Genomic DNA, 16,819 nt, shown 5'->3' with positions numbered 1-16,819 from the left:
ACCGAGAGGTAAAAAATTATGCTGACTGCTGACCAAGCGCGATACCTGGGGGAAGTGCAAGGCTCAGATCTTCGGGATCTGATGCAACAGGCTGCTACAGTAAAGCTTCAGTATTGGGGCAACACTGTCACCTACTCCCGTAAAGTTTTTGTACCACTGACAAACATGTGCAGGGATACATGTACGTATTGCACATTTGTCAAACACCCCAGTTCGCCCGAAGCCAACATCATGACACCGGAGCAAGTGATGCGTACGGCGCGTCAGGGTGAAGAGACCGGATGTAAGGAACTGCTGTTCAGCCTGGGTGAGAAACCCGAACTGCGCTACGAACAGGCGAAAGCAGCTCTGGCAACGCTTGGCTACAGTTCCATGGTCAGCTATCTGGCAGATGCTTGTGAGATGGTGCTGCGGGAAACAACTCTCCTGCCCCACGTGAATGCGGGTACGCTGAGCGATGAAGAGATTGATCAGCTGCGCCCCTTTGCCGCCTCCATGGGCATGATGCTGGAGACAACCAGTCGCCGATTGATGAAAGAAGGCCAACCGCATTACGGCTGTCCGGATAAGGCTCCTGTCCAGCGCCTGCGTACACTGGAACGTGCTGGACAAAAGAAGATCCCGTTTACCACCGGATTGCTGATCGGCATTGGCGAGACGTGGAAAGAGCGCATTGAAGCGCTGGAGGCTATCAATGAAAGCCACGCTCGCCACGGGCATATTCAGGAAGTGATTATCCAGAATTTCCAGCGCAAGCCGGGTATCGGAATGGAAAATCATCTGGAACCTTCGCTGGATGACATGCTGCGAACACTCGCCGTAGCCCGGTTGATCCTTTCGCCTGAGATCAGTCTTCAGGCACCACCGAACTTGAGTGAACGGCATATGGAATACCTGAGTGCGGGTATCAACGACTGGGGTGGCATTTCGCCGGTTACCATTGATTTCATCAACCCACAGCACCGCTGGCCGGTGATTGATGAGCTTGCTCATTCGACCCAGTTGGCAGGGCAGAAACTGGAAGAGCGCCTGACCGTCTATCCGAGTTATTTGCACGATAAAACCGAGTTTGTTGACCCTGCTGTGCTTTCAAAATCACAAGGGCTTTGGGAACAGATGGGTTCCTCTGCCTCGCTTCAGTCAGGAGGCACCCTATGACCCTTCACAATTTCCCGCAGCGCACCGGTGATACGCCAGAGTTTCGCAGTGTCAGCGCTCCCGTTCGTGATATTTTGAGCAAGGCGCTGGCTGGTAATGAGGTTTCTCAAGCTGAAGGCGAATGCCTGTTCCGGGCCACAGCAGAAGAGTTTCCAGCTATTGCCTATGTGGCGGATACGCTTCGGCAGCGGAGCAATGGCGATAAAGTTGGTTTTGTAGTCAACCGGAATATCAACTTCACCAATGTCTGTTACATGGGCTGCAAGTTCTGCGGGTTTGCCAAGCGAACCGAAGATCCGGGTGCTGAATGGCTGGTGCCTGAGCAAGTTGTTGCACGGGCACAAGAGGCCTGGGACCGAGGGGCGACTGAGGTCTGCATTCAGGGTGGACTGCACCCGAAAATGGAAGGCACCTATTATCGTGAGCTCGTGTTGGCGATCAAAAAAGCGCTGCCGGACATGCACATCCATGCGTTTTCACCGTTTGAGGTTTGGTATGGTGCAGCCAAGACCAAGCAGTCTTACACGGACTTTCTTCAGGACCTGAAGGATTGCGGGCTGGGTTCTCTGCCCGGTACAGCGGCGGAAATTCTGGACACAGATATTCGCCAGCAGCTGACCCGCAACAAGTTGAGCACTGAGAAGTGGGTAGAGATCATTAAAGCGGCCCACGAGGTTGGAATTCCGACCACCGCAACGATCATGTACGGCCATATTGATGGGCCGGAGCACTGGGCAGCTCACATTGCCTTGCTGCGCGATATTCAAAAGGAAACCGGAGGCTTCACCGAACTGGTGCCCCTGAGCTTCGTGCACTCTGAGAGCCCGCTTTATACGGCGGATCCGAAAAACGTGCGCCCCGGCCCGACTGATCTGGAAGTACGCAAGATGCATGCAGTTTCGCGGATTATGCTGCATGGCTGGATCGACAACATTCAGGTTTCCTGGACCAAGCTTGGTGCAGAGTTTGCCTCTGATCTTTTGCAATGCGGTGTGAATGATCTGGGCGGCACTTTGATGAATGAGAGCATCTCCCGTTCTGCTGGCGCTGCTCATGGGCAGGAAATCACAGCCTATGAAATGTGCCAAGTCATTCAGGAAGCAGACAGAGAGCCTGTTCAGCGCAATACCATTTATGGCGTGATCAATGATTTTGCCGATGGATTGCCAGAACAACAGGCGCCTCTGGTTGCCCGCGCACACTCCGGACTGCTGAACTTCCTGACTGAGGCTGATGGTGCGCCTGTACAAGCGATCGGAGGTGCTGGATGAGCTCAAACACACCTATCAAAGTTACTCTGATTGCCGGAGGGGTCGGCGGCGCCAAAATGGCGGAGGGCCTGTATCATCTGGAGAATGTGGAACTTTCCATCATCGGCAACATTGCAGATGATGAGGCTTTCCACGGTCTCTGGGTTTCGCCGGACATTGATACCCTCACCTACACACTGGCCGATGTGATTGATCGCCAGCAAGGTTGGGGTGTGGCGGATGAAAGCCACCGCGCGTTAGACACGCTATCAAAACTGGGTGACGATACATGGATGTCACTGGGAGACCGTGATTTTGGTCTGCACATCTACCGCACACACAGGCGTCGGCAGGGAGATCGCCCAACGCATATTGCACGTGATATCGCCAAGAGCTTTGGTCTTCAGTGCGAGATGATTTTGCCAACGGACGACATGGTTCAAACGCGTGTGAGAACGGAGGCTGGTTGGCTGAGTTTTCAGGAATACTTCGTCAAAGAGCGCTGTGCGCCTGAGGTTCGGGAACTGCACTACGATCATATTGAGGATGCACATGCGACCGAGGAAGCCCTGAACGCACTTGCGGAAGCAGACTTAATTGTGGTCGCGCCAAGCAACCCTCTCGTGAGTATTCTGCCAATCCTGAAAGTTCCCGGTATTCTGGAAGCAGTAAAGGCCTCCAAGGCTCCCAAGATTGGTGTTTCACCGATCATCAATGGGGGGGGGGTGAAAGGCCCTGCGGACCGGATGCTATCTTCCCTTGGCTATGAAGCGTCAGCCTTTGGTGTTGCTCAGATCTATGCGGATTTTCTGGATTGCTTTGTGATTGATAATGCAGATGAGCAACATGTGACTGCCATCAATGGCCTTGGTCTGTGTACCTCATTGGACACGATCCTCATGAAGACCCGCGATGACAAAGTACGGCTGGCGGCGTCGCTGCTTGCCCTTTCCGATGTTGGCAGCGGAAAGGCATCAGAGGCTCGGGAGCTGAGCGTATGACGGAAACCGCCCTTAAAACGCTTGTTGTGGTTCCGGTAAAGGATTTTGCGAGAGCCAAGTCGCGTCTGGGACCGGATCTTGATGCCAATGAACGGGCCATCGTGGCTGCGAACTTGTTTGCACAGACCATTGCCTTTCTGCAGGACGCACAGACACGCAGCAGCACGCCCTTTGACATCGCGGTGGTCACCAGTTCTACGACTATCGCAAGAACCGTGACTGATCATCGCCTTCACCTGATCTTAGAGGGAGAGGAAGATGGACTGAACTGTGCACTGTCGACTGCTGCTCTTTGGGCAAAAGCGCATGGCTACGAGACACTCTGCGTTTTGCCTGCCGATATCGCATCACCTGACTTTGGTGAGTTTGAGCGACTTCTGGGCCTTGCTGGTTCTTCCAGTTCACTGGTTCTTTGCCCGGCTCATGACTACGGTACCAATGTGCTGATTGTAACGCCGCCGGATGCCATTTCGTTCACTTATGGCAGTTCATCCTTCCTGAAGCATCAGGCCCAGGCGGCAGAGCGTGGTTTGAACTGCGTGATCGCCCCGTCCTCCTCCTTTTCCAGAGATATCGATTACATGGAAGATTTGAGCGCACATCAGCCTCGGCTCCTTGAGAAACGTTCTGATCGGAGAGCTGTTTGATGCATACACTTTCTCTACATGCGATCCCGAACATTCCAGAGATCAATCCCGGTGATGATCTTGCTGCTATTTTGGGCGATGCCATTGAGGCAGCTGGACTTTCTTTGCAAGATGGAGACGTCCTGACATCTGCGCATAAGATCTTCTCTAAGGCGGAAGGCCGTATTGTGAGACTGTCAGATGTCACTCCTTCTGAAGACGCTAAGACCTATGCGGAAGAGCTGAGCAAAGACCCGCGTAAGGTTGAGATCATCTTGCAGGAAAGCACTCGGGTGGTTCGCCATTTTAAGCGGCCGACGCAAAATGAAGGGACGATGATCTGTGAGCACCGTCTGGGCTTCATTTCCGCCAATGCGGCCGTCGATGAATCCAACAGTGGCACAGATGAAACGCTCATTTTGCTGCCTGAAGACCCGGATGCCAGTGCTGCCCGTATGCAGGAAGCCCTTTCCAAACGCTTTAACGCCGAAATCGGCTTTGCCATTACGGACACTTTTGGACGGCCCTGGCGACTTGGCCAAGTAAACGTGGCTGTGGGCCTTGCCGGTGTACCCGCAACAATCAAAGAACAAGGCAACTCGGATGCACATGGGCGCTTGCTCAGTGTGACCGAACCCGCCTTCGCAGATGAGTTGGCCGCGGCTTCCGGTCTGGTGATCAGTAAAGCAGGCCAGACGCCTGTTGTGCTGTTTCGCGGATTGAACTGGACGCTGGAGGCGAGCTCAGCACAGGATTTAATAAGATCTAAGAAGGAGGACATGTTCCGATGACATTAGCAATTATCGGAGGAACCGGGCCACAGGGTCAGGGGCTTGCACTCAGGTTTGCACGTACGGGTGTTCCCGTTGCGCTTGGCTCTCGTGATGCAGTTCGCGGCAAGGAAATTGCCGATGAGTTGATGACCAAGCTCCCAGAAGGTTCTGCGCAGATCAACGGTATGGGTAACGAGGATGCAGTGGCCGCGGCTGGTGAGTGCGTTATGCTTGCTGTGCCTTATGCGGCGCACGACGCAACATTAAACGCCCTGAAACCGCACCTTGCTGGCAAGATCCTGATCGACATTGTTGTTCCGCTTGCGCCAGGTGACCCGAAGACCGTCGAAATGCCGCCTGAAGGCTCTGCTACTGAGGCTGCACAAGCATTGCTTGGGCCAGATATTCCGGTTGTGGGTGCATTGCACAATGTTTCTGCCACGACTTTGAACAATCTGGATTGGCCGATCAACTGCGACATCCTCGTATGCGGTGATAGCCTTGCTGCCCGCAAGGTGGTGATGGAGCTGGTGAACAAGCTTGATGTGAAAACCTACAATAGCGGCAATGCAAAAGCAGCACGCTGTATTGAGGCGATCACTCCGATCCTCATTCGTCAGAACATTTCAAAAGCTGTGCCGTTTACACATGCGGGAATCCGCATCTGGGCACCGGATCACTAAGACTTTTTCGGGCGTATCCTTCTTCGAAAGCCAACTGCCGTTTTTCGAGGATACGCTTTGAACAACACCTTACTATTTGTGGAGGAGACACACATGGATTTTGGTATTTGCTTTAAGGGGTTTGTAGAACCAGAGCGCGCGAAGGCACTGGTTCGTCAGGCGGAAAATGCTGGTTTCAAGTATTGCTGGTTCTACGACAGCCACATTTTATGGCGTGAGAGCTTCGTTGCTATGGCAATGTGCATGGAACACACCAAAAACATGCGTTTTGGACCGTGCGTGACCAACCCGAACACCCGTGACTGGTCTCATGCAGCCAGCTTGTTTGGTTCGCTTGCTAAACAGTCCGGCGGCCGTTTTGATATTGGTTTGGGCCGCGGCGACAGTGCTGTGCGCGTGATGGGTAAAAAACCTGCCCCACTTAAGCGTCTGGAAGAGTTCACTCACACTGTTAAAGCTCTGATCCGTGGTGAAGAAGCGCAGTACGGTGAATGCCCAGAGCCAGTGAAGTTCCCATGGGCAGATGGTTATGAGCTCCCTGTCTGGGTTGCTGCTTATGGACCAAAGGCGCTGAGCTCTGCTGGGCGCGTAGGTGATGGCCTTATTCTGCAGATTGCGGAGCCTGGCATTTGTAAATGGCTTGGCGATCAGGCTGTTGCAGCTGGTGAGGAAGCTGGCCGTGACATGAGCAACTTCGGCATTATGGCAGCTGCTCCTGCTCATACAGGCACACTGGAAGAAGGCATTGAGAAGACCAAGTGGTTCCCTGCTATGGTTGGCAACCACGTGGCGGACATTGTTGAGAAGTATGGATCAAACACCGATCAGGTGCCTGCATCTCTGACGTCTTACATTGAGAACCGTCGTGGTTATGACTATTCCAAGCACGGTCAGAGCGACAATCCGTTCCTCGACTTCATTACCGATGATATCGTTGAAAGCTTTGCGGTTCTCGGCCCACCTGAAAACCACATTGAAAAGCTGAACAAGCTGAAAGATGCGGGCATCACTCAGTTCAATATTTATCTGGACAGTGGTGACGAAGAGAAGATCATCGCAGATTACGGCGAAAAGGTCATTCCGGCCTTTAACGCGGACAACGCAAAAACACCGGAAGCTGTCAGCTAAGCAAACATGGGCCGGGTTCTATATGAGCCCGGCCTTTTCTCTTTCCAGAGCAGGCTGTGTTCATGTGGATGCACGCATCAAGCTTTAACTCTTTATTTTTACGCGTATTCTTGTCCGAAAACCGGAACCACTTTTCAGGAATGCGCTTTATTGCAGAAAAACAACAATTATTGGGTGAGCCGCCTCATCACGACTTTTCTACTAGTGTTTAGCTTGATATGAGCACTGTGTTTTCGTAGGTGCTAACCTACTCATATACCGAGCGGGTATTTTTAGGTTCGGTGCTTAAGCAATTTGGAAAAGAGTATGGCTAAGGCTTCTGAAGCAAAAGGCAAAACACGAATTCAGATAGAAAAGACTGAGAAGATCCTCGCAGCTGCGCTGGATGTGTTCTCAACCTATGGATTTCGTGGATCTACGATCGATCAGGTCGCTCAGCAAGCTGGCTTGTCCAAACCAAACCTTTTTTATTATTACGATAGCAAAGATGCCATTCATGCAGAGCTGATTGAACGGTTGCTGTACATCTGGCTTGATCCGCTACATCAGCTCAATCCTGAAGGTGAACCCATTGAAGAGATTTGCGCGTATGTACGCCGCAAACTGGAGATGGCGCGGGACTACCCACGGGAAAGCCGCTTGTTTGCCAATGAGATCTTGCAGGGTGCCCCGCGCATCAAATCTTTGATTGCCGGCCCTTTGAAGTCACTGGTGGATGAGAAGACAGTCGTTGTTCAAGGCTGGATGAATGAAGGCAAGATCGCAGAGACAGATCCCTACCACCTGCTGTTTTCAATCTGGTCCACGACACAGCATTACGCTGACTTTGACAGTCAGGTGGAGACGTTGCTTCCGGCAGATAAGTCCAAGGACCGCTTCAAAGAGGCTGCGGCATACCTTGATCGCATGTTCCGTAAGAGCCTTGCACCCGAATAATCGAAGGTCTTCTTACAAACGTGTTGTGGGGGTGATCACAGGCCCCTGCTCTGTTTGCAGAATATGGGCTTTGACACGATAAACATCCTGCACGCGTTCTTCGGTCAACACGTCTTTTGGCGTACCATACGCGACCAGCTTTCCTTCTTTTAGCATCGCGAGCCGCGTGCAAAGGCGCGCTGCGTATGTCCAGTCATGCAGGCTGACAAGCATGGATGTACCTTGTTGTTGCAGCTTTTGAAAAATCTCCTGCAGCTCCAACTGGTGTTCCGGATCAAGTCCTGCCGTTGGCTCATCCGCAATGATCAATGGTGTTTTTTGCATCAAGGCCCTACCGAGCAGAGCACGCGCCTTCTCTCCACCAGACACCTGTAGGATTGAGGCTTTTCTGATTGCGTCCAGCCCCAAGCTTGCAATCGTCTCTTCCAGTTCCGCCTTGTGTTTTGGCGTCCGAACAGAACCTCCGATTGCTTCACACCCCAAAGCCAAAATGCGTTCTACAGACAAATCCCATGCCACATCACGCTCCTGCGCCATGTAAGCAACATGCTTGGATAATTGCTTGGCCGAGATGCTTTTGAGGAGCTGGTTGTCGTAGCTGATCTCTCCATAAGACGGGATTAATCCGACCATGGCTTTCATCAGTGTGGATTTGCCTGAGCCGTTGGGGCCGATCAAGCCAACGATCTCACCTTTACCAATCTCCAGATTGATTGAGGACAGGATGTTCTTGGGACCGTAGTTGACAGAAAGATCTTTGAGTTGAAGCAGCATCAGATCAAAGCCCTGCGTTGTTTAATGATCAGCCAAAGGAAGAACGGCGCACCGACAATTGCCGTCAGCACTCCGAGCTTGAGGTTTGATTGTGGGCCGAACAGTTTCACTGTGATGTCTGCAAGCGTAAGCAAGCATGCCCCTGCAATGGCACTTGGCAGCAGAAGGCGTTGCGGCTCTCCGCCCACCATTTTGCGTAGCAGATGAGGTACAATCAGACCGATGAAACCGATTGTTCCAGTCACAGCTGTCACAGCACCAACACTGGCCGCGGTTCCCGCAATGGCACAAAATCGCAGATGAGGTAGAGACACACCCATAGTATGAGCAGTTTCCTCACCCAGAGACAACGCATTGAGGCCTTTGCCCGTGATGAGCAAGAGGCTCCAGCCGATCACGATGAACGGCGCAATGATGTAAAGGTGTTGCATGGACCGGTCGTTTAATGAACCCAGCATCCAGAACACGATTTCCATGGCTGCAAACGGGTTAGGCGACAGGTTGAGTGCCAATGACGTGAGCGCAGTCGCTATGCTTGAGATCGCAACGCCTGCAAGGATCAGTGTCAGCGTCTGCCCTCGCCCGCCTGCCAGCATGGGCAGCAAAACTGCTGCAATCGCTGCGCCGAGCAATGCAAACGCTGGCAGTGCGAAGGGCATGGTAATTGTCAGTCCTGTGTAAATAGCTATGACTGCGCCCAGACTTGCGGAGGAGCTGACGCCGATCAAACCAGGTTCCGCCAACGGATTGCGCAGGAGGCCCTGCAATACAGCACCGGACAGGCCTAGTGTTGCACCCGTGATTAAGCCCAGAAGGGCGCGCGGCACGCGGATTTCCCAAAAGACGATGGAAACGGGTGTTTTTTCTGCGGCGAATGCTGCTTTAATCAGCTGCATGAATGTTAAATCAGCAGCGCCGATCATGAGCGAGGTTACAAACAAGACAGCAGCGATCAGGCATAGTGTCATAATCAACGGAGCATCCGGATGCTTTGTCATTCGGCTTGCGCTCCTAATTTGGTGGCTTGGTTGGCCAGTTTACCAATAGCTTGCGTCACAAACGGCAGACCACAAATGGTGTATTTGTCTTCAACCATGACGCGGCCACTGTTGCCGAGTGTTCGCTTCAATGCCGGGTGAGCGAGGAGTTCAAAAGCCAGTGCTGGTTTATCTGAGAACTGAGTGCCCTCAACAAGCAACTGTGGGTCTTCGAGGATCAGCAGCTCCAGAGGCAGTTTACTTGTGCCCTTCAAGCCCAGATTATTGGCAATATTCTGCAGGCCTGCCGTTGTGATCAACTCATTGACGAGGCTACCATCTCCCGCCGTGTACCCATTGGCGTAGTAGACCCCTGCCCGTGCCTGTTCATCTGGCTGGACGTCGATTAACTGTTGGATTTCGGAGGTGAACTGCTGTGCAAGCGCTTCAGCTTGTTGTTCACGTCCCAATACCTTACCGAGACGTCGTAGCTCTTTGGCGATGTCTGAGATCGTGCGAACGGGCGGCACTTGAACCACCGTTATTCCGAGACCGCGCAGCATCTGGACTGTGGTTTGGTTTGTGTATGTCCCTGCGATCACCAGATCAGGGTTCATCAGATAGATTTCTTCCGCCCCGCCGAAGTTGACCGGATAGGCCTTTGCCTCTTTACTCATGACGGAGAGCGTTGGGTCAGATGCTAATTTGGAGACTGATACAAGTTGTTCTTTGCCTGCGAGCAGCATGGAAAACTGGTCGGTGCACAGGTTCATGGAGACAACTCGCCGGGGTGCCTTCGCCTCGCTCTGGTCCGCTCGTGCAACAACCGGACTGAACGCCAGAGCCATCAGAAACGCCATTTGCATGATCTTTTTGATCTTATTTCGCATTTCGACCTTTTGAGAGGCGTACAGACATGGAAAGGCAGCCCGAGCAGAGCCATCCCCTGCAAGATGCCGCTCAGCTTTCACCGAGCGGCATACTTAATCAGAAACTGGCAGTAAGACCAGCGTAAACAGAAAGACCCGGTGTCTGATAGCCGTTAATTAGCTCATAATCCTGATCTAATAGGTTCTCACCGCGAACATATAACTCTACCTCTTTGGTCACATCATATGAGGCTTTGGCACCTAACAGGAACACATCTTCCATAGCTACGATGTTGGGCCAATCAGATCCAAGATTTTCACCAAGATAGGTACCATTCACATTCAGCGAAATGTCGTCTGTAAAACCATAGTTCATTGCCACACTCAGATCATGAAGAGGAACATGAGCTAAACGTTTCTTATCTGGACCAACAGAGTAGGTGTATGTATAGCCTGCGGTCAAAACCAAGCGATCGGTTGGCTTATAACTAACTTCCAACTCTACACCTTGACTGCGCGACGTCCCTTTTATCTGATTATATTTGCTGATCGAATTATCATAATCAATCAAGTCGTCAGTCAAAATATTGAAATAAGTAGCGGAGGTTGAAAGCTGCCCATCCAGCCATTTCTTATCTACGCCGACATCGAAGCTAAGGCTTTCTTCTCGCTCAAGCTCATGATTGCCATAGCTAGGGTGATTAAGTTCGTAAAGCGAGGGAGCTCTAAACCCATTCCCAACACTGGTTCGAACTCTCAAATCTTCATTAACTTCATAAGAAGCAGTCAATCGTTTCGAAACAAAACTGCCAAATTCACTATGTTGATCAAAACGCACTGAACTAGCCAAATTCAACCCACTGAGTGGTTCAATCATAAGCTGAAGGAAAGCTCCACCAATGGAACTGCTGTCGTCGATCGGGTCATTTGTTTTTGAGAACTCTTGGGACCAATCTCCCCCAAAATTGAGCTTTGTCTTTTCGTTAACTTCGTACTCACCAAGGTAGTCGAATTTAACTCTCCTCCCCTCAAAAACAGATTTTTCTTTGGCCGCGTCTGCAAAATCCTGTTCACGCTTGATATCTGTAACCTGAACCGAAAAATCAGAATAAAACCGATCTTCAAACGCCAAGTAGTTCGCGCCTACCTTTACTGAAATCTGCCGATAATGCATGTCATCTTTGACGTTCGGCTTCCCTGAGGCATCAAGCTCAGTAGTGCCCTTTGTTCCTCTTGCTGCAAAGTAAAGGTTAAGATTCTCTGTTAGGTCAAAGGATCCTTTTGCTGACACCGTTGTATTTTCATAACCATCATCATCAGCGGGCTTACCCTTTGGTGAAACTGCACTAAACCCATTTGTACGAAAATGCTCGATACCTAACGCAATATCAGCACGATCTGACGCTCCTCGAACACCATATGAAACATTCTTTGTATCGTAAGAACCGACTTCAACCCGTGCAGATTGCTCAACTATTCCTGCTGGAGCACGCTTAGTTATAATATTGATTACACCTGCGATCGCCTGTCCTCCATAAAGAGCACTTTGTGAGCCTTTGAGTATTTCAATACGCTCTACATCCGCGAGCAACATATGCTGAAACGCCGTCGATGGTCGTGCACGTGTTGGATCTGTTAGATCCAAACCATCAACTATAACTTTAATGTATCTACCATTTTGACCTCTCATGCGAAGAGTAGACAATGTACCTGCCCCTCCATTCTGAGTGAGGGAGATGCCCGGGAGCTGCGCGAGGTAATCCTGAACAAACGTAGCGCCGTCGTTCTTTAGGTCTTCTTCGGTGACAACGTGGGTAGTGGAGCCGACTTTGCCGGCTTCGGTTTCCGTTCTGTTGGCGATGACGATGATTTCGTCGAGCTCGGTCTCGTTTGCGGAGGAGATTAGAGTTGAGCTGAGGAGAGCTGAGAGAGCTACGCCAGATTTGAGGGTAGCTGCGATCCAAGATGTGTTACGCACGAGTTTGGTCCATCATTCACAGCATCCATGACGGATGCCATGCTGTTGATTGCATTGTGCGTCTTTGAAGAAACCTGGTTCTAACCTTTTGAAATAAAGTCAGATTCATTGCCGCTCAGACGCACTGTGAATGTCACCTGAACGGAATACCGCCCCTTAGCACGCCCCGTGCCGTGGGTGAGTGACTGCATCTGGCAGGTCTCCTGGCTTGCGCGTCCTTACTGTTGCTCCGCCTTCCCAACACTGCTTTAAACAGCTGCGTCAGTGGCATGTGTGAGCAACAACTCTACGCTTACAGTTGCGGGGGCAGCCACGGCTTTTCCAATCGGACCGTGTTCCCTTTTCATTTTTATCTAATCGACAAAAATACCAAATGCCCGGCTATTGATCAGATTTCAGGGGCTTTCGTCAACTGGCTGAATAGCGAACTTGATAAAATTCGACCAATTGCCTGCAAAACTCACAGAAATTGCTGATGCGGCCACACTACCAGATCTTGCGGTGCGGCCACTTAAGGTCGCACCTGCTTGTGGTACTTAGGCAGCATGGTTGCATATCGTCTGTTTAACTCATGAAAATCAAAGCACAGCCGAGAATGACGAGGAGTGCACCAATCCATGCCCCAATGGCAGGAAACTCTTTGGTTTGCCACCACAGGACAGGCAGCATCATCGCTGGAGTGGTTGCAGACAGGGTAGAAACGATGCCCACCTCTCCGCCACTCAGCGCATAGAGGATCAACGTCATGCCGATACCCATGCCAAGCATGCCGGACAAGGAGGCCAGTGCGACAATCTCTTTGTTGATTGGGTTCGCCAGTCTGAAAGGACGGCCCGGCAGGTAAAAGAGCACCAGCAAACCAAAGGCTGCAATGGTGCAGCGCATAAGCGAGATGGCGACGGGATCTGCTCCACTTTCCATAACGGGACGAATGATGATTGACCCGACTGATTGGGAAAGTGCGGCCAACGTGCCAAAGAGGACACCAATGGAAACAGGACCTCTAATCGCCTCCCATTTATGAAGCTGGTCTTTGCGCTTTCCAAACGCAATGGCGAGGATAACGCCGACCAGAACGAATGAGATACCAACAAGTGCCTGAAATGACAGTTCCTCTGACAGAAACAGCCACCCAAGAAGCGCTGACATGGGTGCGTTCATGGAAAACAGGATGGCTGTGCGGCGCGGTCCCATACGGTTGAGCGTGAGGAACAACAAAGTGTCCCCCATGAAGATGCCGACAAAGCCAGAGAGAAAGATGAGAGAAGCGTGGCTTGAATCAACCGTATTCCATGTGCCTGTTGCAATGACATAGATACCCAGAAACACCACAACAAACCACATGCGCACGCAGTTGAAGCCAATGGCTCCAAGGTGTGCTGCAGGTTTTGCTGAAATGAGACCACCAATAGCCCAGGTGGCAGCGGCACCGAGCGCGGCAACTTCAAATAAAAACATGGGGTGACCTAACCGACGAAACTACGGCGCGGCGCAGTTTGTTTATAAAAGCCAACCAGCTCTACTGCTCTTGGATTTGCCGCGCAAGCGCAGTCTGGTGAATTTTAGAACAGACCAACAGCTATTCAGGCAATAATATTTCACATCTCAGCAAAAACACAGATGAGCACCGTTAACTAAGTTAGTTTCAAGTGCCCTACCTCAATCTTGAACTTTGCAGGTGCATTCGGTAGAGATTCTACGTAGAGATTACATTGCTGTTCCTGCCTGATTTGCGTTTTTGACGCTCTCTCCGGCTCATTTTATTACACGTTCTAATCTGGAGATTTTCCATGAAAGATATTGAAATTGCCCGCGCAGCAGACATGAAACCCATTGCGCGCATCGCTCAAAATCTGAAGATCCCGGAGGACGCTCTTGAACCTTATGGCCGGTTTAAAGCCAAGGTTAATCTGGATGAGATGCCAGAGCTGAGCAGCAATCCATATGGCAAACTCATACTTGTGACAGCTGTTTCCCCAACCCCAGCGGGAGAAGGCAAGACTACGACAACTGTGGGCCTTGGTGATGCGCTCAACCGCATTGGGCTAAAAACAACTATCTGCCTGCGAGAACCTTCTCTTGGCCCGTGCTTTGGCATGAAGGGGGGAGCAGCAGGCGGCGGGTACGCACAAGTGGTACCCATGGAGGACATCAATCTCCACTTCACAGGCGATCTGCATGCAATCACTACCGCACATAACTTGCTGTCTGCTATGATTGATAACCACATTTATTGGGGCAATGCGGAGAGTATTGATCAACGCCGCGTTGTCTGGCGCCGGGTTGTTGACATCAATGACCGTTCATTGCGCTCCGTTACCACTGGTCTTGGCGGCGTAAGCAATGGGTTCCCGAGTGAATCTGGCTTTGACATTACCGTGGCTTCTGAAGTGATGGCCGTGCTTTGCCTTGCTGAAAACCTACAGGACCTTCAGGGCCGTTTGGGCCGCCTGTTGATTGGGTATCGTAAAGACAAGACACCCGTTTACTGCCGGGATATCAAAGCCGATGGTGCTATGACTGCGCTGCTTAAAGATGCCTTCTGCCCCAATCTGGTTCAAACGCTTGAGAACAATCCTGCCTTTATTCATGGCGGCCCGTTTGCCAACATCGCGCATGGCTGCAACTCGGTGATTGCGACGAAAACAGCACTGCGCCTTTCTGATTATGTGGTGACAGAAGCAGGTTTTGGTGCCGACCTTGGAGCAGAAAAATTCTTCAACATCAAATGCCGTCAAGCTGGTTTGACACCGAATGCCGTTGTTGTTGTGGCCACTGTTCGTGCACTCAAGATGCATGGCGGTGTTGCCAAGAATGATCTGACAGTGGAGAACATCCCTGCGCTTGAAAAAGGTATGAGCAATCTGGAACGTCACGTGAAAAACTGTCAGCGCTATGGTGTTCCTGTCATTGTGGCCATCAACCGGTACGGTCCTGATACAGATCAGGAAATTGACGTGATCATGACTCGGATGGAGAATCTTGGCGTTAAAGCCGTGCCCTGCACGCATTGGGCTAATGGCTCAGCAGGCACTGAGGAGCTGGCGACTTCTGTCTCTGAAATTCTCCAGACAACACAGTCAGACTTCAAACATCTTTATGAAGATGATCTGGCCCTTTGGAAGAAAATTCGCAGGATTTGTAAAAAAGTCTACGGCGCCTCCAAAGTCACCTGCGAGCCGGCTGTCAAAGATCAACTCAAATCCTATGAGGAACAGGGGTACGGTCATCTCTCGGTTTGCATGGCCAAGACGCCTTATTCCTTCTCGACCGATCCGGCTTTGCTTGGGGCACCATCTGACTACAGCATCCATGTGCGTGCGGTTCGACTTTCCGCAGGGGCTGGATTTATTGTTGCACTGACTGGCGATATTATGGTGATGCCGGGCCTGCCGCGCCACCCGGCAGCAGAGACCATCGGGCTTGATGAAAACAGCCAGATTGAAGGCTTGTTCTAGTCTACATCAGACCGGTGTGGGCCGCGGCGAAAGCGGTCCAGATACACTGTCGACTGTAAGTCATCGCGATCATAATCCCGGTAATGCCCGAACTTGAAGTATTGGGTTTTACCGGCAAACTCATCATTACCAATGTAACCAGTAACGCGTGCGATGAACCTGTTGTTGGCCCAAATCTCGATGATCCCCTGCCCAACACGGCTTCCTTTGACGCGATAACGCATATCAACCCATCCGGTTGTTGGATCCGGCAGTACCGGGTCATCTGAGAGTTCGATCTGAATACCTGGATAATCTGAGTAGGTTTGTGGGTCCGCCAGAAATGGGAACTTGGAGGTATCCTGTGCTTCAATCGCTTTTTTCAGCTCAGGAATTGAAAGGCCACTGCCAAGGAACTCGTCTGAGGTGCGGCTTGCATCATTTCTGTTGCGAAAACCTTGCCGATCCAAACTCAGCATTTGCTGTAGCTCCTGCGAGAACCCCTTAAAGTCTTGCTGATAGCTGCCTTCTGCCTGCGCAACCAGTTTGCGAATGTCATTATGCTGGACAGTGATGTGAAAAACGCCGTTGTCAAACCGTTGCGCCAGAAATGGGCTGCCGCCAGAGTCTTCCTTCCATTGACCAATGACCCAGCGGGTCGATCCGGCAGGCCAGACGGTTCCATCAATTTTAAAGCTGAATGAGTACCAAACCTCATCGCCAAAATTACAACGTTTTTGACGGGCCTCCCAAAGTTCATTTTTCAGGTTTCCCTCTGCGTCCAACTCATCATCGCCGAACACTGTGATCGCCAGCGAGTGTCCACCATCGCGCACAACATCGCTTTCAATCTGGAAGTTTTCTGGCTTGTTCATGCGGTGAATATCCCAGTCGCTTGCACTTGGGTATTCATCAAAGTCATCAATCATGACGGCACACCTTGACTGACGCATTTCATTGATGTGAACACCTCCGTCCTGTTGGGGTGTCACGATGACATCAGTTTTGTCAGAGGGTTCGTCTTTTGGAGTTAGGTCGTCGGCAACTGAGAGCTGAGGACTCACCAACAGGCATAGACCTGCAAGCACAGGGATGAGCAGACCGTATCTTCTGAAAGTATCGCGTAGATCTGAATCCGGCATCTTTTCTCCCAAAGGCACGGTGCTGGATTGATTGCAGATCACGCCAATCTAGAGAAGATTTATTGCTGCACACCCAAGAGACTTTCG

The 16,819-nt window shown here is 51.3% G+C and carries 15 protein-coding genes and 1 riboswitch; of the genes, 9 read left to right on the top strand and 6 right to left on the bottom strand.

Annotated features, from left to right (window positions below):
- Positions 1 to 18 precede the first annotated feature (18 nt).
- The 8 genes from cofG to PsAD46_RS15095 all read left to right on the top strand — a co-directional run bounded on the left by cofG (position 19) and on the right by PsAD46_RS15095 (position 7,555).
- Complete coding sequence (gene cofG / locus PsAD46_RS15130; protein ID WP_193776952.1) at positions 19 to 1,158, top strand: 7,8-didemethyl-8-hydroxy-5-deazariboflavin synthase CofG; 1,140 nt, start codon at positions 19 to 21, stop codon at positions 1,156 to 1,158.
- Complete coding sequence (cofH, locus tag PsAD46_RS15125; RefSeq protein ID WP_063307268.1) at positions 1,155 to 2,429, top strand: 5-amino-6-(D-ribitylamino)uracil--L-tyrosine 4-hydroxyphenyl transferase CofH; 1,275 nt, start codon at positions 1,155 to 1,157, stop codon at positions 2,427 to 2,429. The genes cofG and cofH overlap by 4 nt, the downstream gene beginning before the upstream one ends.
- Positions 2,426 to 3,409 carry a 2-phospho-L-lactate transferase gene (gene cofD / locus PsAD46_RS15120; protein WP_063307267.1) on the top strand — a complete coding sequence of 328 codons (984 nt, stop codon included), beginning with the start codon at positions 2,426 to 2,428 and terminating at the stop codon, positions 3,407 to 3,409. The genes cofH and cofD overlap by 4 nt, the downstream gene beginning before the upstream one ends.
- Positions 3,406 to 4,056 carry a 2-phospho-L-lactate guanylyltransferase gene (cofC, locus tag PsAD46_RS15115; RefSeq protein WP_063291897.1) on the top strand — a complete coding sequence of 217 codons (651 nt, stop codon included), beginning with the start codon at positions 3,406 to 3,408 and terminating at the stop codon, positions 4,054 to 4,056. Before cofD ends, cofC begins: the two co-directional genes overlap by 4 nt.
- Complete coding sequence (gene cofE / locus PsAD46_RS15110) at positions 4,056 to 4,826, top strand: coenzyme F420-0:L-glutamate ligase (protein WP_063291896.1); 771 nt, start codon at positions 4,056 to 4,058, stop codon at positions 4,824 to 4,826. Before cofC ends, cofE begins: the two co-directional genes overlap by 1 nt.
- Complete coding sequence (npdG, locus tag PsAD46_RS15105) at positions 4,823 to 5,491, top strand: NADPH-dependent F420 reductase (protein ID WP_063291895.1); 669 nt, start codon at positions 4,823 to 4,825, stop codon at positions 5,489 to 5,491. The genes cofE and npdG overlap by 4 nt, the downstream gene beginning before the upstream one ends.
- A gap of 93 nt (positions 5,492 to 5,584) precedes the next feature.
- On the top strand, positions 5,585 to 6,619 hold the full coding sequence (locus tag PsAD46_RS15100; protein WP_063291894.1) for a TIGR03842 family LLM class F420-dependent oxidoreductase: 1,035 nt from the start codon (positions 5,585 to 5,587) through the stop codon (positions 6,617 to 6,619).
- A gap of 306 nt (positions 6,620 to 6,925) precedes the next feature.
- Entirely contained in the window at positions 6,926 to 7,555 is a 630-nt protein-coding gene (locus tag PsAD46_RS15095; RefSeq protein ID WP_063288486.1) for a TetR family transcriptional regulator C-terminal domain-containing protein, read from the top strand.
- A 12-nt stretch (positions 7,556 to 7,567) separates the two neighbouring features.
- Here PsAD46_RS15095 and PsAD46_RS15090 read toward each other — a convergent pair whose 3' ends face one another.
- The 5 genes from PsAD46_RS15090 to PsAD46_RS15070 form a co-directional block, all read right to left on the bottom strand.
- Complete coding sequence (locus PsAD46_RS15090) at positions 7,568 to 8,329, bottom strand: ABC transporter ATP-binding protein (RefSeq protein WP_063291893.1); 762 nt, start codon at positions 8,327 to 8,329, stop codon at positions 7,568 to 7,570.
- The gene (locus PsAD46_RS15085) at positions 8,329 to 9,327 is read right to left on the bottom strand and encodes an iron ABC transporter permease (protein WP_063291892.1); all 999 of its coding nucleotides are present in this window, start codon (positions 9,325 to 9,327) and stop codon (positions 8,329 to 8,331) included. The genes PsAD46_RS15090 and PsAD46_RS15085 overlap by 1 nt, the downstream gene beginning before the upstream one ends.
- Positions 9,324 to 10,196, bottom strand: a complete 873-nt coding sequence (locus PsAD46_RS15080; protein ID WP_063307266.1) for an ABC transporter substrate-binding protein — start codon at positions 10,194 to 10,196, stop codon at positions 9,324 to 9,326. The genes PsAD46_RS15085 and PsAD46_RS15080 overlap by 4 nt, the downstream gene beginning before the upstream one ends.
- Before the next feature lie 97 nt (positions 10,197 to 10,293).
- Positions 10,294 to 12,153 (bottom strand): TonB-dependent receptor, encoded by a 1,860-nt coding sequence (locus tag PsAD46_RS15075; protein ID WP_063307265.1) that lies wholly within the window; start codon positions 12,151 to 12,153, stop codon positions 10,294 to 10,296.
- Between the two features lie 175 nt (positions 12,154 to 12,328).
- A riboswitch (cobalamin riboswitch) is annotated at positions 12,329 to 12,542 on the bottom strand.
- A 175-nt stretch (positions 12,543 to 12,717) separates the two neighbouring features.
- Positions 12,718 to 13,611, bottom strand: a complete 894-nt coding sequence (locus tag PsAD46_RS15070; protein ID WP_063307264.1) for a DMT family transporter — start codon at positions 13,609 to 13,611, stop codon at positions 12,718 to 12,720.
- Positions 13,612 to 13,943: 332 nt separating this feature from the next.
- Between PsAD46_RS15070 and PsAD46_RS15065 the strand changes: the two genes are divergently transcribed.
- Positions 13,944 to 15,611 (top strand): formate--tetrahydrofolate ligase, encoded by a 1,668-nt coding sequence (locus PsAD46_RS15065; RefSeq protein ID WP_063307263.1) that lies wholly within the window; start codon positions 13,944 to 13,946, stop codon positions 15,609 to 15,611.
- Here PsAD46_RS15065 and PsAD46_RS15060 read toward each other — a convergent pair.
- Positions 15,608 to 16,732, bottom strand: a complete 1,125-nt coding sequence (locus PsAD46_RS15060; RefSeq protein WP_063291887.1) for a heparin lyase I family protein — start codon at positions 16,730 to 16,732, stop codon at positions 15,608 to 15,610. The two genes, PsAD46_RS15065 and PsAD46_RS15060, sit on opposite strands and share 4 nt — an antisense overlap.
- Between the last annotated feature and the right edge of the window lie 87 nt (positions 16,733 to 16,819).

This window comes from Pseudovibrio sp. Ad46, from assembly GCF_001623065.1.
Lineage (GTDB): Bacteria > Pseudomonadota > Alphaproteobacteria > Rhizobiales > Stappiaceae > Pseudovibrio.
The sequence above is the reverse complement of the archived record's forward strand: the minus strand, read 5'-3'. Positions and strand labels throughout refer to the sequence as shown.